Here is an 18,307-nt window from a genome sequence, read left to right as displayed (position 1 = left end):
TTGCGTCGGCGCTTTTCGGGCGCCCCTCTACGGTACGGTCTCCCACGCGCAGACCCACTCTGCCACAGAGGCGGGGAATGGAATATCGAAATCAGCAGTCCGGCCGGTACCCCCATTGGCGGCTTCACAGCCCGTCCGGACAGCTGAATTCGGCAAAGGCCGGCAGCGCGAACGGATTGCCGGGCGGGTTCGTCTGCAGCCGGTAGGCGACGTCGCGCCCACCGATCACGAAGCGCAACTCAAGGGCCTCGCCTGTGGGTGTCGCGGTCGCCGCGTCGAGCAGGCGCTTCAGGGCCCAGGGGCCTTCGAACTTGAGGGCGGACTCGCGCCCCGGCAGCTCCGGCGTCAGGCTGAGATGGGCCGTTCCGGCCTGCAGGCTGCCCGGCCAGGTCACCACGCCGGCGCTGCTGCCGCTCTGGTAGCTCTGCACGACCTGGCCGTTCACGTCGAGCAGGGCCATGTCGGCATCGGTGTGCAGCGAAAACGGCGTGAAGGTGAGGTTGACCGACGGCATCGAGCCGCCGAGCGGAAAGAAGGCGTCCCTGATCGCGGCGGCCCTCTGGAATTGCTTCAGGCTCGCCACCGAAAGCCCGCGGCCGATGGGGGTATCCGGTTTCCACGACCAGTCGGTCCCGGAGGTATCGGCGAGCGAAGCGAGGTTCTGCGCGAAGAACCGGTCCATGATGCCGCCGGGGGCGAAAAGCCGCGCGAAGTCCGCGATCGGCACTTCGTCCGCGGCGCCTGCCGCGAATGGAAAGCGGTTGGCGATCGCCTGGTCGCAGGCGGCGCTGACCGTTTCCTTCAGCGTGCTGTCCAGCTGGGCGACCGACGCCGAGGCCACGTCGCCCTCGAACTCGTCGGCGGCGGCGCGGACCATCCTCGCCAGCGCCTTCGGCAGGCGCGATGCGTTGATGCCTAGGTTGGAGATCTGCATGCGCAGGTTGGCGTTCGCCTGGCCGGCCTGGGCAGGTGCCGCGGCCGATATCGCAAGGCTCTGCTGGATGGCGCGGAAGTTCTGGATCAGGGCGTCGATCGGCCGCTGCCCGGGGCGGCCGTCGACCAGCAGCTGGAACGGTCGGAACTGCGCCTCGATGTTGGCCCCCAGCACCTGTCCCGGTTGCGCAGCAGTGCCGGCGCGGTTCGCCGACTTCTGACCGGCGACCTCGATGCCGATGCGGGCCAGGCCTTCGATGCGCGCCGCATCCATGGCAGGCGCGTTGCGGGTGAGGGCGGTCTCCCGGGCAATCGCCTCGAACAGCTGTGCGAGCGGCGAGTTGGGCGCGCCCGCCGCCGACAGTGCCAGGTAGTCGGGCTTGTCTGCCGCCAGCGGCTTGAATTTCAGCCGGTCGAGGACGTCGTTCCAGGCCCTGGCGAAGTCGGCGCTATAGCGATCGAGAAGCTCAGGACCGAGCCGCAAAAGGTCCTGTTCGATGTCGCCCTGCTCGCCGCCCGCACCGATCACCCAGCCGTCGTCCCGAAGCTGGCCGGCGATGCCGGAGAGTTGCTCGAGGTAGACGTCGTGGAAGCCGGCATAGGTGTAGATGCCCGGGATGCGCAGGCCGGAAAAATTACTGCCGTCGACGGTCTCGAACACCAATGGGCCCTCGGGGCCGCTGCGGCCCGCAACGGAAAAATCCTCCGGAGCCTTAGCCGACGTCGAGGCCTGGATCAGCGCCGCGGCCCGGTCGGCCACCGTCATCCGGCCGAGCGAACGCTGCGCCGCCTCCACCAGCTGCCGGTCGAGCGCGACAGTCGGGCCATAGGCATCGTCGAGCGCGAGCATGGCGCGAAGGTGCCGTTCGAGCGCAACCCGGCCGTCGCGGTTCTGCGGGCCCGGATAGAGGTTCCGTTCCCAGTCCTTGGCCAGCCACGCGACAACCGCCTCGTCGTCGGTTCTGGGCGCGCTGCCGCCCAGCATCAGATAGGTCTTCAGCGGCTCGTAGAGCGCGGCGGGATCGTTCATCCGCTCGGCGATGATTTGTTCCAGATGGACAAGCAGCCTGGGCCGGAACAAGCGCTCCAGTGCCTGCCTGTAGGCGCTCACCGAGGCGGACTGCAGCCGCTCGCGCTGGCTGAGGCCGAGCGTTTCCTGCGCCGGTACGGGCTGCTCGCGGGTCTCGTAGCCGACGGGAAGGTTGCGGACGGCCTCCAGTGCATCGATGACCGTGCCCAGGTCCGCATCCGCCACGGTTGCGGCTGCGAGCTGGGCATCGGCGGTGGCCCGGTATTGCTCCGCCGCCTGCTCGGTGCGATGGATCAGGTCGCGATTGGCCTTGAAGCTTGCCCCGAACGCCCCGAGCGTGGCCAATGCCGCAATCACGATCCCGCCGATGGCAAGCGAACGCCCGAGTCGGGCCCGCCTGTCGGCCGAACTGTCGAACGACACCCAGCCGGATTCGCCGAAGACCACCTTGGCGAGCACGTCGTGCAGGAAGAAGCTCTTGCCGGTCCCTGAGAGCTGCGGCCGCGGCGCGCCGGCGAGACCTCTTTCCATCGCCCCCAGCACGCGGTCGATCGGCGTGCCTTCCTGGGTGCCCGAAGAGAAATAGAAGCCACGCAGGATGGCACCGGCCCGGTTCCGGGCTGCAAAGACCGTCGCGATGAATTCCGCGCAGCGCTGTTCGAGCGAGGCGAACTGCGCCGGAAAACCGAAGATCGCGATCCGCGATACCGGATCGGCCTCTTCCTGCAGCCGGTCCGGCAGCTCTTCCCCGAGGCGCTGCACGAGCGCTTGGAACTCGCCCGGCACGTCGCCGGGCAGGCTTCTCGATCGGTCGGCGCCCTGGAAGGTCGCCCCCCACACCGCCTGCCTGCGTCGCTCGTCGAAATCACCGAAATAGTCCATGAACCCGGCGATCAGGTCGGCCTTGGTGAACATCACATAGACCGGGAAGCTGATCTTCAGCGTGTCGCCTATTTCCTGCAGCCGGTTTCTGATCTCGATCGCGCGGGCCTCCGCTTCCTGGCCGCCGGCGAGCATCAGGTCGGAAAGGCTGATGGCGACGATCACCCCGTTGATCGGCTGGACGGCGCGGTGCTGCTTGAGCAGCGACAGGAAGGCCAGCCAGTCGCCGCGATCGCGCTCCGGATCGGAATCCTGCGTTGCGTAGCGCCCGGCGGTGTCGATCAGCACGGCGTTGTCGGTGAACCACCAGTCGCAGTTGCGCGTGCCGCCGACGCCGGGCACCGGCTGGGCCGTGCCGGAGACCGCCAGGGGAAAATTCAGTCCGGAATTGACCAGCGCCGTCGTCTTGCCCACAGCCGGGGGGCCGATGACCAGATACCACGGCACCTCGTAGAGGAAGTTGCGCCTGCCGCTGGCCCGCTTCAGCTTGGCGATGGCATCCTGCATGCCCCTTTCCAGCGCCCGCGCGTCGCCCGCGGCGTCGGACGGACGCGAAGCCGCCGCTTCCAGCGCACGCTGTGCGTCGCGAGCCCTGAGGAGGCGAAACAGCTGGTAGCCGCCGAGCAACGCGATCGCCGCGCCGACGATCGAAAGGCGCACCCACGTCGAGCCGAGCGGACGCGCTTCGCCGAAACCGATCAGCGGACCCGCGTACCAGACGGCCGCGGCAAGACCTGCGAGGGCGAGCGCGCTGATCACCGGCATCAGCCAGTTCGCCGGCGCCCGTGTTTTCGGGCTGCGGCGCGCGCTCACTGGCTGGCTTCCCTGCCGATCATGACGTCGACGCGCCGGTTCCTGGCCCGGCCTTCCGGCAGGGCGTTGTCCGCGATCGGTTCATCTTCTCCCTTGCCCTCGACCGCAATGCGCGACGGGTCGCCGACGAGCGGCGCAAGCAATGCCGCTACCGCCTGCGCGCGGGCGACCGAAAGGTCGTAGTTGGATTTGAACGGGCTCGTCCGGCCCGGCCGCAGATTGTCGGTATGGCCGACGATCCGGATCGGCCCTTGTTCGGCTTGCAGCGCAGCGCCGATCCGCGCTGCCACCGGGGCGAATTCCGGCTTCGTGTCGGCGCCGCCGGGTTCGAACAGCAGCCTGTTGTCGATGGCCACGACGATGAAGTCGCCCCTTGGATCGACCTTCAGTGCGCCGCTTTCGATGTCGGGGGCGAGCGTGCCGCGGATGCGCTCGATCTGCGAGGTCACGGGTGGCGCCGGCTCTTCCTCCGCCGGAGGTGCTGGCATTGCCCGCTCGATGGTTACCTGAGCGGCGGGCGCGAGCGCAAGCAGCCGGCCGGCGAGGGCCTCGCCTTCGTCGGTCACCTCCGCCCGCATCCAGAAGAATGCGCCGGTGACGGCGGCAATGATGGTTGAGGCGATCGCCCACAGGGGCAACGCCCGCGAACGCCTTGCCGTCGCCGTCGACTGGCCTTGCCAGCGCGGCGACAGGTCGATGCCGTCGCGCGGCCGGAAGTAGCGGAGCGCGTTGAACACGTCCTGCCGAACCGGCTCGAGGCTCTGTCCGCCCCGCGCCGTGCCGCGATAAGGCCCCTCGAAACCAAGCGACAGGCATGCATGGATCAGTTCGAGCAGGTCGCACCGCTCGTCCGGCGCGCCGAGCACGGTGTTGAGGGCGTCCAGGAAACCGTTGCCGGGCGCTTCGAGCTGGTAGAAACGCCACAGCAGGCTGTGCGGCTGCCAGGCGTCCCTGCCGATGCCCGGCAGGTTGCCCGCAATGTCGTCGGCGGTCTCGCAGAGCGCATATTTGGCGATGCGGGCGTCTTCGTCGGCGACACCCGCTTCCGCCGCCCGGCGGTCGAATGTATCGACGAGCTCGCTCAGGTGCCGGCCAAATTCCTCTGCGCCCGCCTCGGGACCGGCGACGCGCAAGCGCCCGATCATCATCAGCAGCGGCGCTGCTGCTGCGATGAGCGGGTTCGAAGCCGTGAAATCGATGTGCTGGTAGACATCGTAGGCCGGTCGTTCGGCTCGCCCGGAGGCGGGGCGCTCGGCCTGCCGCCTGCCGCCGGCCGGAAATCCGGCCCCGTGGAACACCGTGCCCGAGCCCTCGGCCGCCGGGCCGGCTGCATAAAAGATGGTCGGATCGGAAGGAGCGGCTGGCGGGCGTTCTTCGCCTGCGCTCCGCGCTGCGCGATGCGGCGCGGATCGAACGATGGTCCTGCCGCCGGAGCCGGAAGGATCGTCCTTCGAACTCATCGCCGATCACCCCGTTCTCGCGCGGCGGCAATGCGCTGAAGCCGGCGTTTCCCGCAGGCCGCGCGCCGGAGGTGAGCCATCCTCGCTGCTTCGGCCCGCCGCTTGGATACATGGTAGTGCAAGCATCTGGCGATGCAACGGGCATGCGCGCCGGCGGCTGGCAACGCAGGCAGGTGCCGGCGCGTTACTTCTGGCCGGCCGATTTGGCGTAGGCCTCGGCGAAGTAGGCGAGGAAGACGTCGAGCATGCCGTTTTCGTGAGCGTCCTCCTTTGCTTCCCACGTCGCCACATAGGCATCCCAGGCGCGCCCCTTCTTCGAGACGAACGATGGCGGGGCCTTGCGCTCCATGGCCTCGGGCGACAGCTCAGAGAGCAGCCGCGACAGCGCCGCCTGCATGGCGGCGTAGGTGGCGATTTCGTGCGACTTGAGATCGCGGAACGCGTCTTCGATGCTGCGCCGGGCATCGAGATAGCCCGCGTGCCGCCGCGCGAACATGATCTCGAGGATTTCGTCGGCGCGCGGAATGAACTTGAGCGGATTGTTGTCCACGCCGCCGATCATGGTGCGGTGGCTGCTCTTGGCCAAGGCCTTCGCCGCCGCCCGCGCCTTGAGCAGCTGGGCAAGCTCGTCGACGACCGCGCGCAGCACCGAGCCGATCTCGGCCGCCACGTCCTGCGGGTCGCGTTGGGTGAATACCTCGGGTGCCACGCCGGCGCCCGCCGCGATCAGCCTGAGCAGTTCCGTGGCGTCGGCCTGCGGCCGGGCAGGGGTGCTTTGTGGCGCCGGAGATATCTGCCTCGCCTCTGCGGCGGGCGTTGCCCTCGCCGGGGGCGCGGGCCGGGCAGCCGGCGGTGCGAAGAACGGGTCGACGGCCTGCGGCGCGGGCGAGGGGCCGAAGTCCCCGCCGCCGTGGTAGGGCGCGCTGGCCCATTCGCCTGCGCCGACCGCATCGGCCTGGCGGTCGTCCTCGATCGACACGGCAACGATGTAGCGGCCGATCCAGATGCGGTCGCCGTCGCACAGGCGGTAAGGCGAGGCCAGGCGCTCGCTAGTACCGTTGACGAAGGTGCCGTTGCGCGAAACGTCGTGCAGCCAGAAGCTGCCGCCGTCATATTGCACCTGGCAGTGCAGGCCCGAGATGAAGAGATTGGGATCGGGCAGGTTCCAGTCGCGCCGCTCGCGGCCGATTTCGAAACTTCGGCCGTTCGAACTGAAGCTGATCGGCCCGCCATTCGGCAGCCTGTCGACGTTCTCGATAGTCAGACTGATGAACATCCGAATTTGCCCGCCAGATCTCCGGTAGCCAGCAGCCTCGTTGTAAATCTCCTTTTCATTCTAGCAGTTTGCGGCCCGTGGAGCACAGCGGCATTTCAGGCGGCCGCATCCAGCGCCGTGCGAGCGGCATTTTGGCCGCCCGATAAACTTATGCTAAGCTTCCAGGGAAGGTCCGGCCGTCCCTGGAGAGGCACGACGCCATGGCTAACGATCGTGCGACAGTGGTCCGGACACCCCTTGGCGCCGATACGTTGACCTTCACCCATCTCACCGGCCGGGACGAGGTGAGCCGCTGCTTCGGCTATACCGTCGGCTTCGTGAGCCCCGATCCCGACATCGACCCTCTCGAGATGCTGGGCGGCGCCGTTTCGGTCGAAGGCGAATCCGATCCCAAGCGCTGGTTCAGCGGCCTGGTCTCGGAGTTCCGTCTCACCCGCATCGAGGACCGGCTGGCCTATTACGAGGCCATGGTCAGGCCGTGGCTCTGGTTCCTCGGCAACACCACAGACTGCCGCATCTTCCAGAACATGACGGCAATCGAGATCGTCGAGAAGATCTTCTCGAAATACGGCGCGGCGAAGTTCGAGAAGCGGCTGCAGGGCTCCTATCCCTCGCGCGAATATTGCGTCCAATACGACGAGAGCGACCTCGATTTCGTGCAACGCCTGCTCGAACACGAGGGCGTCATGTACTTCTTCGAGCACGGCGACGGCGAGCACAAGCTGATCCTCGCCGACGCCATGAGCAAGCTGAAGCCTTCGCCCGGCTACGAAAAGGTTCCCTACCACTTCGAGGGTGAGGTGACGCGCCGCGACGTCGAATACATCACCGAATGGGTGCCCGGCAGTTCCGTCCGGCCCGGCGCCTACGCCCATACCGACTATGACTTCCAGAAGCCCGGCGCCGACCTGATGGCCAAGTCCGAGCAGGCGTTCGGCCACAAGCTCGCCTCGGGCGAGCACTACCGGCAGCCCGGTGCCCATCTCGACGTCGGCCGCGGCGACGCCATAGCCTTGCTCCGCCGCGAGGAACTGCAGGCGGTCCACCAGCGCATCGCCGCCGCCGGCACCGTGCGCGGCCTCTTGTCCGGCTGCACCTTCAAGCTGGAAAACTTCCCGCGCGACGACCAGAACCAGGAATATCTGGTGCTGAGCGCGGATTATCGGCTGTTCGATCCGAACTACCGGGCAGGTATCGATACCGAGGGAGAGAATTTCACGGTGGTTCTGGGCGTGGCGCCGACGAGTCTGCCATACCGGCCGCCGCGCATCACGCCGCGCCCGATCATGCGCGGGCCGCAGACGGCGACCGTGGTCGGGCCGTCGGGCGAGGAGATCTTCACCGACAAATACGCCCGCGTGAAGGTGCAGTTCCACTGGGACCGCGAGGGCAAGAAGGACCAGAACAGCTCCTGCTTCGTGCGCGTCTCGCAGACCTGGGCCGGCAGCGGCTACGGCTTCATCCAGATCCCGCGCATCGGCCAGGAGGTGATCGTCGACTTCATCGAGGGCGACCCGGATTGGCCAATCATCACCGGGCGCGTCTACAACGCCGCCCAGATGCCGCCCTATGGCCTGCCCGGCAACGCCACGCAGTCGGGCTGGAAGTCTGACTCCTCGAAGGGCGGAGGCGGCTACAACGAGCTGATGTTCGAGGACAAGGCGGGCTCCGAGCTGGTCAATTTCCAGGCGCAGAAGGACCACAAGCTACTGATCAAGCACGATCGCACCAAGCTCGTGCAGCACGACCAGTCCGACCGCATAGATCACGACGCCAAGCATTCCGTCGGCCATAATCTGGATGAGGACGTCGGCAACAACAAGACCGTCAAGGTCGGCGTCGACCAGAAGACCGACATCGGTTCGAACGATACCGAGACGGTTGGCAAGAACCGATCGCTGACCGTCGGCTCCAACGAGACAATCAGCATCGGCTCCAATTCGACCGAGACCATCGGCGCCAATCATGCGCAGACGGTGGCCATCGCCCAGGCGATCACGGTGGGCGCCGCCCGCGTCGACACCGTCGGTGCGACCGAGACGCGCAGCGTCGGTGCCGCCCAGACCAACACCATCGGCGCCACCCGCTCGGTAAGCGTCGGCTCGGGCCAGAGCCACCAGATCGGCGCTTCCGACAAATGGACCGTCGCCGCCAGCCAGGATGTCACGATCGGCGCCGACCAGAACTTCACCGTGGGCGGCGGCCATTCTTCGCAGGTCGGCAAGGCGCGCCTTGCCAGGATCGCGGCGGACGAAGGCATCGAGGTCGGCGGCGGCTATTCGCTGAAGGTCGCCAAGGCGAGCACCGTCAATGTCGGCGAAGACGGCGTCATGAAGTTCGGCAAGAAGCTCTACATCGAGGCGGCCGACGAGATCACGCTGAAATGCGGCGACGCCAGCATCGTGCTCAAGAAGGACGGCACGATCAGCGCCAAGGGCAAGGACATCAGGCTCGACGGCAGCGGCGACATCGACGTCAAGGCCGACGGCAAGACCAAGATCAAGGGCAGCAGTGTTCACAACAATTGAGGGCCGGACGATGGACGTTGTGGAGCGAATTGACGGCGTGGTCATCGGGCTATTGATCGGCTTCAACGGCGACCAGCCGCTCGTGGTTTTTGTCGGCAACCCCAGCGACAAGGCGCTCAAGGCGCGCAGCCTCGCCGCGCTCGACGGCTCCGCCGTCGGCTCGGAAGTGGCGCTGCTGTTCGAGGCGGGCGACCCCGCCCGGCCGCTCGTAGTCGGGCGGATCGTCGATCCGCGCCGCGATCCGCAAACGGTCGAGGCGCTGCGTGACGGCGACACGGTGATCCTCAACGCGCGCGACCGCATCGAACTCAGGTGCGGCCTGGCATCCATCATCCTCGAGAAGAACGGGCGCGTCTCCATCCGCGGCACCCAGCTCAACAGCCAAGCGACGGGCACGAACCGCATCCGTGGGGCGGCCGTCCACCTGAATTAGCCGAGCCCATGCAGCGCCTCGCCACGATCCCGGCAATCGTCGAGCAGCACGCCGAGGACGCGGCCTTCCTCTGGTCGCGACGGCGGCGGGAGATCGACGGGCCGATTCTGGGCGAAGCCGACATCGGCCGCATCGACCAGCGGCTGGATGCCAATCTCGAGGGCCTGTTCGCCTCGGGTGAGGCCGCGTGGGACATGGCAAAGGCGCGTTTCTCCGACTATCCGGAAGCCCCGGAACTCTTCGTCATGGCCTGCCTGGCGCTCCATTGGAGTTCGGAAAAACCGCTTGCCGAGGTGATCGAAGCGGCAGCGTCGCTCGGCGAGGCCGGCACCACGGGCATGTCCGGCGCCATTGCGCGGACGCCGCGCGAACAACTCCGGCCCTTCGTCGCCAAATGGGTCGATAGCCGCGAAACGATGCTCAAGTGCCTCGGCCTCGCGGCACTCTGGCATTACCGCGCCGATGCCGGGCCAAGGCTCGGCGACCTCATCGCGAACGGCCAGGCCGAGGTCCGCATCCGGGCGCTGCGCCTGGCTGGCGCGATGCGCCGCCGCGATCTGGTCGCTGCGGTCTCCGAGCGCCTCGCCGCCGACCAGCCGCGGGAGCGGCTGGCGGCCTCGGCCGCCGCCTGCCTGCTCGGCGCGGGCCACATGGCGCTGCCGGTTCTCGACGAACTGCTCGCCTCGGCAAGCGTCCCCCCGGCCGAAGTGATCGACATGCGCCTGCTCGCCTCGTTGCGAACGGCAGCCAAATCCTGGCTTCGGAAATGCCTGACCGAACCGTCCTTGCGACAGCCGGCGATAGCCGCCCTTGGCGTGCTCGGCGACAGGTCGGTGGTGCCGTGGCTGATCGAACGCATGGGCGAGCCTCGGTCCGTCTGGACGGCGGGCCTCGCCTGGCGCGACCTGTTCGAGGTCGATTTCAACGACACCGACGTCTTCACCGTCGATCCGGCGCCGCTTGGCGACGGTTTCGCCGAGATCGAGGAGACGCCGCTTGCCGTGGCCGACCGCGCGAGCGCCTGGTGGGACGAGGGGCGAGGACCCGGCAGGCATGCCCCGTTCCATTCGATGCGCCGGCAGCGGCTTGACGCCATGCGCGCCGCTCTCGAGAATCCCGTCCTTCCCCTGGCCGACTGGCGGCGTACGCGGCGCTTTCCCGCCTGGATGTAGCTCAGGCCGACCTGACCTGGCTGACCAGTGCCGCGGCGCGAAAGCCGGCTTCGGACGCGACCTCGCACATCGCCACCGGACCGGGCGCATAGCCGGCGGTGAAGCTGTCGGCCGCGACCAGCAGGGCGAGTGCTCCGCCTGCAGCACCCGTCTCGCCGACGGTCATGGCCGGGTAGGCGATGGGCAGGATCTCGCGCCGCGTGCGGTAGAAGCGCGACCGCGCGATGTTCGCCTCCCAGCCGCTGTAGCGCTCGCCATTGCCGTTGCTGACCACAAAGACGATGTCGGGTTCGCGCGGCCCGTTGCCGGTCCCGTTCAGCGCGGCTCGAAGCGAGCCGAGCAGCGCCTTGCCCTGGCTGTAGCGCTCGGTCAGGACGGAATCGGCCTCCGGGGCAAATCCGGCACCGTGAATGGCGGCAAGACCTGGCGACTTCGGATCGGGGCGCGATTGCAGGCAGACGAAGGCTGCCGCCTCTCCCGGAACCAGCCCCTGGGCATTGTCGGAGCCTTTCAGCCGTCCCGCCTGGGCAAGCCGGTCGATGTCCCTGTCGTTGACCAGGCTGTCGACGCCGCCGAGCAGGACGCGCTCGACGCCGGGCTGGGTGAGGATCTCGGCCGCCTGGCCGAGCACGCCGATGCTTGCGGCCGCGCCGCCGTCGATGGCGCGCGATGCTGCATGAAACGGGCCGCCGCATGCGCGCGAGACCGCATCCAGGAAGCCCGAGGGATCGCGCTCCTCGAACGCCGGATGGTTCCTGAACTGCTCCGGCAAGGCCAGCATCAGCGCGCTGGAGCGCGGATCAGCCGCCGGCGGCGCGAGCGCATCCATGATGGCGCGCGCGGCCATGTTCACCAGCCAGTCCCACTCCGTGCTCCTCAGCGACCAGTGGGTCGGGATGCGCGAGACGGTCTGCGTCTCCCCCATCGGCTGTTCCAGCAGGTATTCCTCGAAGGCCGAGAGCCCGGCGCGGATCGCGGCAAGCGTTTGCCGCCGGTTCAGGCCGGCGGGCGTCACGGCGCCGCCGCCGCAGACATACAGCGGCCGCTTCATGGCAGCCATGCCGGACGGTCGGTGATGGTGCCGTCGGTCCCGCGCAGCGCGATGTAGTTCTTGCCCTTTAGCTTCGCCGCGATCAGCGCCGGCGTGACATGGCCGAAGACGATCTCGCGCAGCGCCGGCCGGTTGCGCCGCGTCGTCACGGCCACCCGCGCCTTCAGCGTCACCCGCAATATGTCGGGTTCGATGATGATCGTGTCCGGCTTGAAGACCTGGTCCTCGACGCGGTCGTCGAAGATCAGGCGGATGGGCGCCGCCACGCGCGGCAGCCTGAAGCTCCAGCGGCCACCGGGCGTGAGCCCGATCAGCGTGGCCTGTTCGCCGCCGTTCAGATGCGGAAGCTGCTGGTCGAGCGGCGCCGCGAGATTGTAGCGCGGGTCGAAGTCCTTCGGCGGCAGCGGCCATTGGGTGTCGATCCAGGCCTGGTCGTAGGTCCCCGCCAGCGGCAGGCGCGGCTGCCACCCACGCCCGAGCGCCCCGAAACCCGCCGGCCGCGGCTTGTCCGAAGGGCTCGTGAACGGCTCGGCCGGGTAGGTAATGTTCGGCGCCTGCGTCCGGACCGCCGGATCGGCCGAGTGGGCATGGGCGAATCCCACGCCCAGCGGATTGCGCGGATCGGTCTTCTGGTCGGCGGTGGTCCCGCCATAGGCGCGCTCATAGACGATGGGCATCCGGGTGAACGGATGCGGGGCGCTGTAGCTGCCGGCGTCGTAGATGCGGTCGCCGACGACGTTGAGCACCTTCTGCAGCGGCCCGAACTTGATGCCCGCCTGCATTTCGCGGACCGGCTTGCCGTTCGGCGCATGGGCAGTACCGTTGACGATGACGTCGACGCCGGGCTTCACCGCCGCGATGTCGGCCTCGTAGCGCGTCGATGAACAGGAAGGATCGCCGAAGAAGACGTCGCCGAGCGTCACCGGCAATTGCTCCTTGGCCGGTTCAAGGGCGCTCATTTCGTCCAAACCTGCAAAACTAGCCGAGAAAAGTCCCAGGAAGACCTCCTGGCCGTCTGCGTCCGGCACCGCATAGGAGCCGACTGCAAAGGGGGTGCGATTCTCCAGCCAGACAGCGAAGCTCATGGCTCAGCACCAGGCGCCGTTGGCGTCCATGCCGACCGGCCAGTATGGCATGCAGGCGATCAGCCGCACCAGTTCGTCTTCCTCGACGTCGACCAGCCATTGCAGCAGCAGGGCTTCGGGGTAGACGACGCTGCCGGTTTGCTTGTTGATCTCGCAGCAATCGAGCCAGTAGTTGCGCACGATCCAGATCACGTTGCCGTGCGCGGCAGCACCCGCGGCTCGCTTCATGAAGGCTTCGCGGATCGCTGCGTCGCGGCTGAGGCCCAGCTGCAGCTGCGCGGCGACCGTATTGGCCCACCAGTGCGCCGCGATCTCATAGGCGGTCCGGATGTCGTCCCGATAGCCGTCGAAGAGCGCCTGGTGCCGTTCGGAACTCTCGCCGAGCTTGCGGGCCGCCACCTTCGCGTCCCTGGGCTCGACATGGCCCGGCTGGCGCAAAAGTCGACGGATCCCGCGTTCCGTTTCGAAGAAGGTGATCAGCGACATCAGGTGATCTCGTCGTCCTGGTCGAGCCCGATCGGTACGAACACGAAACCATTTACGACCTCGACCAGGTCGGGCGCCTTGCTGGGAATGTCGTCGATCAGCAGATCTATGTGGCCGGCATAGCGGGGGCTTTCGCCGATGTCGTCGACGCCCCATTTCTCCTCCGGCGCCTTCTCCGCTTGTTCGACGAAGTCGTGCTCGTTCTTCCGGTTCAGGTTCTCGATCTCGAAATAGAACTTTCGGAAGACGTGCAGGAAGCGTGGATGCCCCGAAATTCCGGTCGGCCAGGTCAGTGAGGCCATTTCGTAGCCTTCAGCCGCGACGATGCCGCTCCACCAGGCCTTGATCTCGGGCAGGATCGCACGCAGTTCGGCAATGTAGCGTTGCTGGATGTCGTTGTAGCTATTGGCGATCGCAATCATGGCCCGCCCCCTCAAAGCGTCGCCGCATAGGCGTCGGCCTGACTTCCCTGGCTGCGGTAATGCGCTTCGCAGTGGGGTTTGACCCGGCTTGCCCGCTCGAAATACTTCTTGAAATCCGCTAGCTTCATGTTGCATCCGCCGAGCGCCCAGGCCACGCACAGCGGCGGCTGGTGGTCGTGGGTCATGTGGCCCTTGCCGCGCGCCATGTCCTTTCCGTGGACGGGGTCCTCGTAGCGCACGATCGCTCCGGTGCTCGATCGCTCGGTGCGCCAGTGCGCGCGCGAGACACGTTTGTCGTCTCGCTTGCACTCCCAGCACGGCTTGTTGCGCACCGCCTTCTTCTGGGCCGGGGAGGGGTCCTTGTCCGGCCGGTGGACGTCTGCGTCATAGGGCTTGCTCGGGCATGGGCCAGGCTTGATGCCCTTGCGCCTCAGCAGCGCCTTGAAGGTGTTGATCGCCGTCTGGTCGATGCAGTTGGGTATGTCGCTGGCCGTGTTCTGGGCCATCATGTCGCCGTGGCGGTCGACGCCCTTGCCCTCCGCCTTGACCGTGAACGACCACAGCTTGAAAACGCCCTTGCCCTTGATCTTGTGGGTGATGACGCCGGCGCCGAGGCCCTGCGTCGCCGGCTCGTTGCCGGTGCTGGTCGATATCTCCGAGGAGTTCTCGATCGCCGTCGGCTCGCTGTCGATCTTGACGCTCTTGGTGCCGTTGGACAGGTCCGAGGAGGACAGCATGTTGACGTAGGGCACCGGCACCGGGCCTGCGGGCGGCGACGGCGGCGACAGGCACACGTCGCCCGGTGCGATGCCCTTGCCGTTGCTGCCCTTGTGGAAGAAGCCCATGTTCTCGGCAAAGACGGTGATCGCCATGATCAGCCTTCCTCCGCCGGCAGGGGCACCGTGCGCATGGCCGGCAGGCCGTTGTCGGCAAGGTCATGGATGTCCCTGAAATGGCATTCGTGCACGTGCCAAGCCTCGCACCAGAACACGATACCGGGTTCCGCGTCGCCGGCGGCCGGCAGCGGAACGGCGCCGAGCCGTTCTGCGATCATGGCGCTCGTCCAGTAGCGCGACACCGCGTTGCCCGCGATCGCGGCGACCATTTCGAACCATGCGTCGTCCTTGCGTGGCGCCTGTCCGACGGCGGCGACCACAAACGGGTATCTGCGCCCGGCGCGATCCTCGCTCATCCGCCACGCCCCGGCGCCCGGCTGGTCGCAGAAGATGCCGGCCGGCACCGTGAACCGCCACACGCGCGGATCGAGTTCGCCCTCGTCGGGACGCGCCCTGAGCTCCATCGACATCCAGCGGTCCCAGCGGTCGACGAAGCTGCGCGGCAGGTTCCAGGAAACGAAGTCCCCCGTCGCCGGAATCTTGCCGAAGAAGCCCAAGGTCACAGCTGCGGCGGGCATGTGAACCTCTTGAACATCTGCAGATTGTAGGGGTTCTCGACGCTTGCCGCCTTGAGCTCGAAATCCGCATAGAAGTTCTTCGCCCCAAGGCGAAGATTGTAGACGTCGGGCAGGGCCGTGCCCGAGAACCGGCCGTTGCTCAGCATCCTGAGCCATGCCCAGCTGCCGGTCTCGTTGACGATCACCTCGGGCGAGCCGTCGATCGGCTGGAACGCCAGCGAGATCGTGCCGGTGCCGTCCTTGCCCGGCCAGGTCATCGGCTGCGGGCGCGTGGCGTTGTTGGAATAGACGAGGTTCTGGCCGTCGAGGTTGAGCGTCACGCGCACCACGCTCGGCGACAGGTCCTTGGGCTCGAGCGTAAAGCTCATCACCGGCCCGGTGCCGCCGGGGAAGAGGTCGTCGCGGATGCGCCGCGCCTGTTCGAAGGCGGCCAGCGCCGCGGAATCGAGACCGAAGTCGGCACGCCACGTCCACGGCTGCCTGGCCGTGTCGACATAGCTGATCAGATGGTCGTTGGTGAAGCTGTCGATCAGCCCGCCGGGCCCGAACAGGCGGGCGAAGTCGCGAACGTTGACGTCGACGGCACTGTCGGGGCTGAACGGATAGCGGTCGGTCAGCGCCGCCTGGCAGAAGGGCAGGATGTCGGCGCGCCAGATGGCGTTGAGCTCGGAGGTCACCGCCCTTTCGGTGAGGCCGCTGGTGTCGCCGGCGATGCCGCCGAGCCAGTCGTCGATCGGGTCGGGCAATATCTGCGCCTGCCTTGCCACCGCGCCGGTGAGTTCGGCGAGGCCGCCCTGCTTCTTGATCGCGTCCTGCGGATCGGGGCTGGCGGTCACCGTCTGCAGCACGTTCGAAAGCGCGGTCAGCGCCACGACCGCCGAGTCGAGCGCCGGCGGCTGACCGTCGACCTCGGCGACTGCGCCCTTGAGCGGCTTGAAGTGCTCGGCGACCAGCGTGCCTGTCATGTCGACCTCGTCGGCGGAGCCGGCGCGTGGCAAGAGCTTTGCCCCGGCCTTGGCGAGCTTGCCGACCTTGCCGAGCTTGCCCAGAAGCTTGGACGCGCCTTTGGAGCCCGCCTTGTTGTCGGCCGGCTCCTCCTCGTCCGAGCGGGTCAGGTCGGTCTCGCGCACGACGGCGGTGACCAGCCGCTTGAGTGCCGAATCCGCGCTCGACAGGTCCTTCAGGTTCTCGCTGGCAACGTTGAGGTCGGTCAGCGGCGCGAGCCGGATGTCGCGCAGCATGCTGTCCCACTGGGCGATGAAGTCCTCGTAGTAGAGTTTGAGGATGTCCTGGGAGAGCGCCGACACCGATGTCTCGGCATTTTCCTCGCAGCCCCCGGCGAACACGGCGCGGTCGAGCGCGGCCTGGGCCGCGACGTCCTCCAGCCTGTCCAGGATGACGTCGTGGAAGCCGGCATAGGTGAAGGCTCCGGATACCCCCATGCGCAGGGTCTTGTCCGAGCGGCGGGCGAACACCTTCGAGCCGTTCGGACCGGCGAAATTGGCGGGTATCCACTCCTTGAGTTCGGCGACCGCCGGATCGCCCAGCAGCTGCTTGTAGGCGCGGGCGGGCAGCGAAATGGTGCACACGCTCTTCAGCGCTTCGCCGACGAGCGCCTGGTCGGGTGCGACATAGCTCACGTCGACGGCCATGCGGCGGATTGCGGCGAGCTGGTGCTCCTCCGCGTCCGGGGTCGGGAAGGGGGCGACCGGCGCATAGTCCGGCAACTGATTGACCCACCAGTCCTGCGCGAAGTCCGTGTCCATCTGCGACAGGCCCGTCATCATCCGGTAGGTCTTGAGCGCGCCCAGCATGAATTCGGGATCGCGGACCTGCCGCCACATCGTGGTTTCGAGCAGCGCCACCATGCGCGGCTCCAGTATGTTGCGCAGGGCGTGGTCGTAGGCGTCCGTCTGCGCCCGCAGCAACTCGGGGGAGGCGCTCGGTCCGATGAAATCGCGGGCGCCGCCGGGCGGCACGGTCCGGGCATTGGCGACCTCCGTCATCGCCGCAAGGGCCACGTCGATGTCGGGCGTGTCGACTGGGGCAGGGCTCGCCGCCATCGGCGCCAGCGGTCCCTGCAGCGCCTCGAACTGGCCCGCCTGCGCCGAAATCGCGTTGCGGTTGTCGTAGTAGGACAGCCCGAACACCAGCGCGGCGACCAGCGCGGCGGCGGTCGAGGCCGCGGCCGCTCCGCGCCAGATCCAGGTCCGGCGGCGCTGCGCCAGCGGGTCGAACGTGCCCAGCCCGGCTTCCTTGAAGATCACCTCGGTGAGCAGGTTCTTGAGGAAGAAGCTGCGCTTCTCGACACGGGGCGAGGACATCATGCGCCGCTGCGGCAGGCCGAAGGCGGCGGACAGTGCGGCCGTCAGCCGGTCGATCGGCGCGCCCTCCTGGGTTGCCGAGGTCAGGTAGACGCCGCGCAACCACGCGCTTTCCTCATAGCGGCTTTCGCCGAAGATCGTCTCGACCAGCAGCCTGACCGGATCGGACAGGCTTTGCAGCTGCGCCGGAAACCTGAAGATCTCGGCCCGCGCGGCGAGGTTGTCCTCTTCTTCCAAGCGTGGCACCAGCCAGCGTTCGAGTTCGCCGCCCAGCGCCGATATCCCTTCGGCCACCATCTTGCCGTCGACGCGGGCGTCGGGGGCGTAGGTGGTGCCCCAGACCTGCTCGCGCGCCGCGGTCGAAAGCCCGTCGAAGAAGGGCTCGAACCCCTTGATGAGGTCCGCCTTGGTCAGCATCAGATAGACCGGCAGGCGGATTTCGAGCCGTTCGTTGAGTTCGGCCAGCCGCCGGCGGATCTTGCGGCCATGCGCCTTCACCGCCTCGTCGCCCTCGGAGAAGGCGTCGACCGAAAGCGCCACGATCACCCCGTTGAGTGCGCGGCGGCCGCGATGCTTCTTGAGCAGGTCGAGAAAGCCCAGCCATTCGGCGGCGTCGACGTCCGGCTGGCTTTCCTGCTGCACGTAGCGGCCGGCGGTGTCGATCAGCACCGCGTTCTCGGCGAAGAACCAGTCGCAGTTGCGCGTGCCGCCCACCCCGTGCAGGTCGTCGCCGAGGTCGATGGGGAAGCTCAGGCCCGACTGCCGCAGCGCCGTGGTCTTGCCGGTGGCAGGGGGGCCGACGATCACGTACCACGGCATGTCGCGCAGCAGCTTGCGGCCGCCCAGCTTGCGGCGCTTCAGCTCGTCCATCAGCCCCTGGAACCTGGCGCCTATGGCGGCGACTGAGAACGGCGGTGGAAAACTAGACCACGGTAGCGGCGGGATTGTCCGGCTGCGGGCGGCGTAAAAGTCGTCCACTTTTTCCCTTTTCTGCGTGG

Annotated in this window: 13 protein-coding genes; 3 read left to right on the top strand and 10 right to left on the bottom strand. The window is 67.6% G+C overall.

Going from position 1 to position 18,307, the window contains the following annotated elements; translation table 11 throughout:
* Positions 1-124: 124 nt before the first annotated feature.
* The 3 genes from tssM (J2X50_RS00065) to tagH all read right to left on the bottom strand — a co-directional run bounded on the left by tssM (J2X50_RS00065) (position 125) and on the right by tagH (position 6,394).
* Complete coding sequence (gene tssM / locus J2X50_RS00065; RefSeq protein WP_429090390.1) at positions 125-3,658, bottom strand: type VI secretion system membrane subunit TssM; 3,534 nt, start codon at positions 3,656-3,658, stop codon at positions 125-127.
* On the bottom strand, positions 3,655-5,118 hold the full coding sequence (gene tssL / locus J2X50_RS00060; protein ID WP_429090388.1) for a type VI secretion system protein TssL, long form: 1,464 nt from the start codon (positions 5,116-5,118) through the stop codon (positions 3,655-3,657). Before tssL ends, tssM (J2X50_RS00065) begins: the two co-directional genes overlap by 4 nt.
* 184 nt (positions 5,119-5,302) lie before the next feature.
* Entirely contained in the window at positions 5,303-6,394 is a 1,092-nt protein-coding gene (gene tagH / locus J2X50_RS00055; protein ID WP_429090387.1) for a type VI secretion system-associated FHA domain protein TagH, read from the bottom strand.
* A 200-nt stretch (positions 6,395-6,594) separates the two neighbouring features.
* Here tagH and tssI point away from each other — a divergent pair, with 200 nt between their 5' ends.
* Genes tssI through J2X50_RS00040 form a run of 3 tightly spaced genes read left to right on the top strand, consistent with a single transcriptional unit; the run spans position 6,595 to position 10,527 of the window.
* Complete coding sequence (gene tssI, locus J2X50_RS00050) at positions 6,595-8,922, top strand: type VI secretion system tip protein TssI/VgrG (RefSeq protein WP_429090384.1); 2,328 nt, start codon at positions 6,595-6,597, stop codon at positions 8,920-8,922.
* 10 nt (positions 8,923-8,932) lie between these two features.
* A complete protein-coding gene (locus J2X50_RS00045) occupies positions 8,933-9,355 on the top strand; it encodes a DUF6484 domain-containing protein (RefSeq protein WP_429090382.1) in 423 nt (140 codons plus the stop codon).
* An 8-nt stretch (positions 9,356-9,363) separates the two neighbouring features.
* Complete coding sequence (locus tag J2X50_RS00040; protein WP_429090380.1) at positions 9,364-10,527, top strand: hypothetical protein; 1,164 nt, start codon at positions 9,364-9,366, stop codon at positions 10,525-10,527.
* Position 10,528: 1 nt separating this feature from the next.
* Here the strand turns inward: J2X50_RS00040 and J2X50_RS00035 are convergent, their stop codons facing one another.
* Genes J2X50_RS00035 through tssM (J2X50_RS00005) form a run of 7 tightly spaced genes read right to left on the bottom strand, consistent with a single transcriptional unit; the run spans position 10,529 to position 18,179 of the window.
* Positions 10,529-11,578 (bottom strand): hypothetical protein, encoded by a 1,050-nt coding sequence (locus J2X50_RS00035; protein WP_429090378.1) that lies wholly within the window; start codon positions 11,576-11,578, stop codon positions 10,529-10,531.
* Positions 11,575-12,663 (bottom strand): DUF2169 family type VI secretion system accessory protein, encoded by a 1,089-nt coding sequence (locus tag J2X50_RS00030; protein ID WP_429090376.1) that lies wholly within the window; start codon positions 12,661-12,663, stop codon positions 11,575-11,577. Before J2X50_RS00030 ends, J2X50_RS00035 begins: the two co-directional genes overlap by 4 nt.
* Before the next feature lie 3 nt (positions 12,664-12,666).
* Positions 12,667-13,149 carry a hypothetical protein gene (locus J2X50_RS00025; protein WP_429090373.1) on the bottom strand — a complete coding sequence of 161 codons (483 nt, stop codon included), beginning with the start codon at positions 13,147-13,149 and terminating at the stop codon, positions 12,667-12,669.
* Entirely contained in the window at positions 13,149-13,571 is a 423-nt protein-coding gene (locus J2X50_RS00020; RefSeq protein WP_429090371.1) for a hypothetical protein, read from the bottom strand. The genes J2X50_RS00025 and J2X50_RS00020 overlap by 1 nt, the downstream gene beginning before the upstream one ends.
* Before the next feature lie 11 nt (positions 13,572-13,582).
* Positions 13,583-14,443, bottom strand: a complete 861-nt coding sequence (locus tag J2X50_RS00015) for a DUF4150 domain-containing protein (RefSeq protein WP_429090368.1) — start codon at positions 14,441-14,443, stop codon at positions 13,583-13,585.
* Between the two features lie 2 nt (positions 14,444-14,445).
* Positions 14,446-14,985 (bottom strand): type VI secretion system-associated protein TagF, encoded by a 540-nt coding sequence (tagF, locus tag J2X50_RS00010; RefSeq protein WP_429090365.1) that lies wholly within the window; start codon positions 14,983-14,985, stop codon positions 14,446-14,448.
* Positions 14,967-18,179: a type VI secretion system membrane subunit TssM gene (gene tssM, locus J2X50_RS00005; protein WP_429090362.1), complete on the bottom strand. Its 3,213-nt coding sequence runs from the start codon at positions 18,177-18,179 to the stop codon at positions 14,967-14,969. The genes tagF and tssM (J2X50_RS00005) overlap by 19 nt, the downstream gene beginning before the upstream one ends.
* Between the last annotated feature and the right edge of the window lie 128 nt (positions 18,180-18,307).

The organism is Aminobacter sp. BE322 (assembly GCF_050433525.1).
Lineage (GTDB): Bacteria > Pseudomonadota > Alphaproteobacteria > Rhizobiales > Rhizobiaceae > Aminobacter.
This window is presented reverse-complemented; position numbering and strand designations above follow the sequence as displayed.

Coding starts and splice junctions, on each gene's coding strand:
- tssL (WP_429090388.1), bottom strand. CDS start 5,118: ATGAGTTCGAAGGACGATCCTTCCGGCTCCGGCGGCAGGACCATCGTT.
- tagH (WP_429090387.1), bottom strand. CDS start 6,394: ATGTTCATCAGTCTGACTATCGAGAACGTCGACAGGCTGCCGAATGGC.
- tssI (WP_429090384.1), top strand. CDS start 6,595: ATGGCTAACGATCGTGCGACAGTGGTCCGGACACCCCTTGGCGCCGAT.
- J2X50_RS00045 (WP_429090382.1), top strand. CDS start 8,933: ATGGACGTTGTGGAGCGAATTGACGGCGTGGTCATCGGGCTATTGATC.
- J2X50_RS00040 (WP_429090380.1), top strand. CDS start 9,364: ATGCAGCGCCTCGCCACGATCCCGGCAATCGTCGAGCAGCACGCCGAG.
- J2X50_RS00035 (WP_429090378.1), bottom strand. CDS start 11,578: ATGAAGCGGCCGCTGTATGTCTGCGGCGGCGGCGCCGTGACGCCCGCC.
- J2X50_RS00030 (WP_429090376.1), bottom strand. CDS start 12,663: ATGAGCTTCGCTGTCTGGCTGGAGAATCGCACCCCCTTTGCAGTCGGC.
- J2X50_RS00025 (WP_429090373.1), bottom strand. CDS start 13,149: ATGTCGCTGATCACCTTCTTCGAAACGGAACGCGGGATCCGTCGACTT.
- J2X50_RS00020 (WP_429090371.1), bottom strand. CDS start 13,571: ATGATTGCGATCGCCAATAGCTACAACGACATCCAGCAACGCTACATT.
- J2X50_RS00015 (WP_429090368.1), bottom strand. CDS start 14,443: ATGGCGATCACCGTCTTTGCCGAGAACATGGGCTTCTTCCACAAGGGC.
- tagF (WP_429090365.1), bottom strand. CDS start 14,985: ATGCCCGCCGCAGCTGTGACCTTGGGCTTCTTCGGCAAGATTCCGGCG.
- tssM (WP_429090362.1), bottom strand. CDS start 18,179: ATGGACGAGCTGAAGCGCCGCAAGCTGGGCGGCCGCAAGCTGCTGCGC.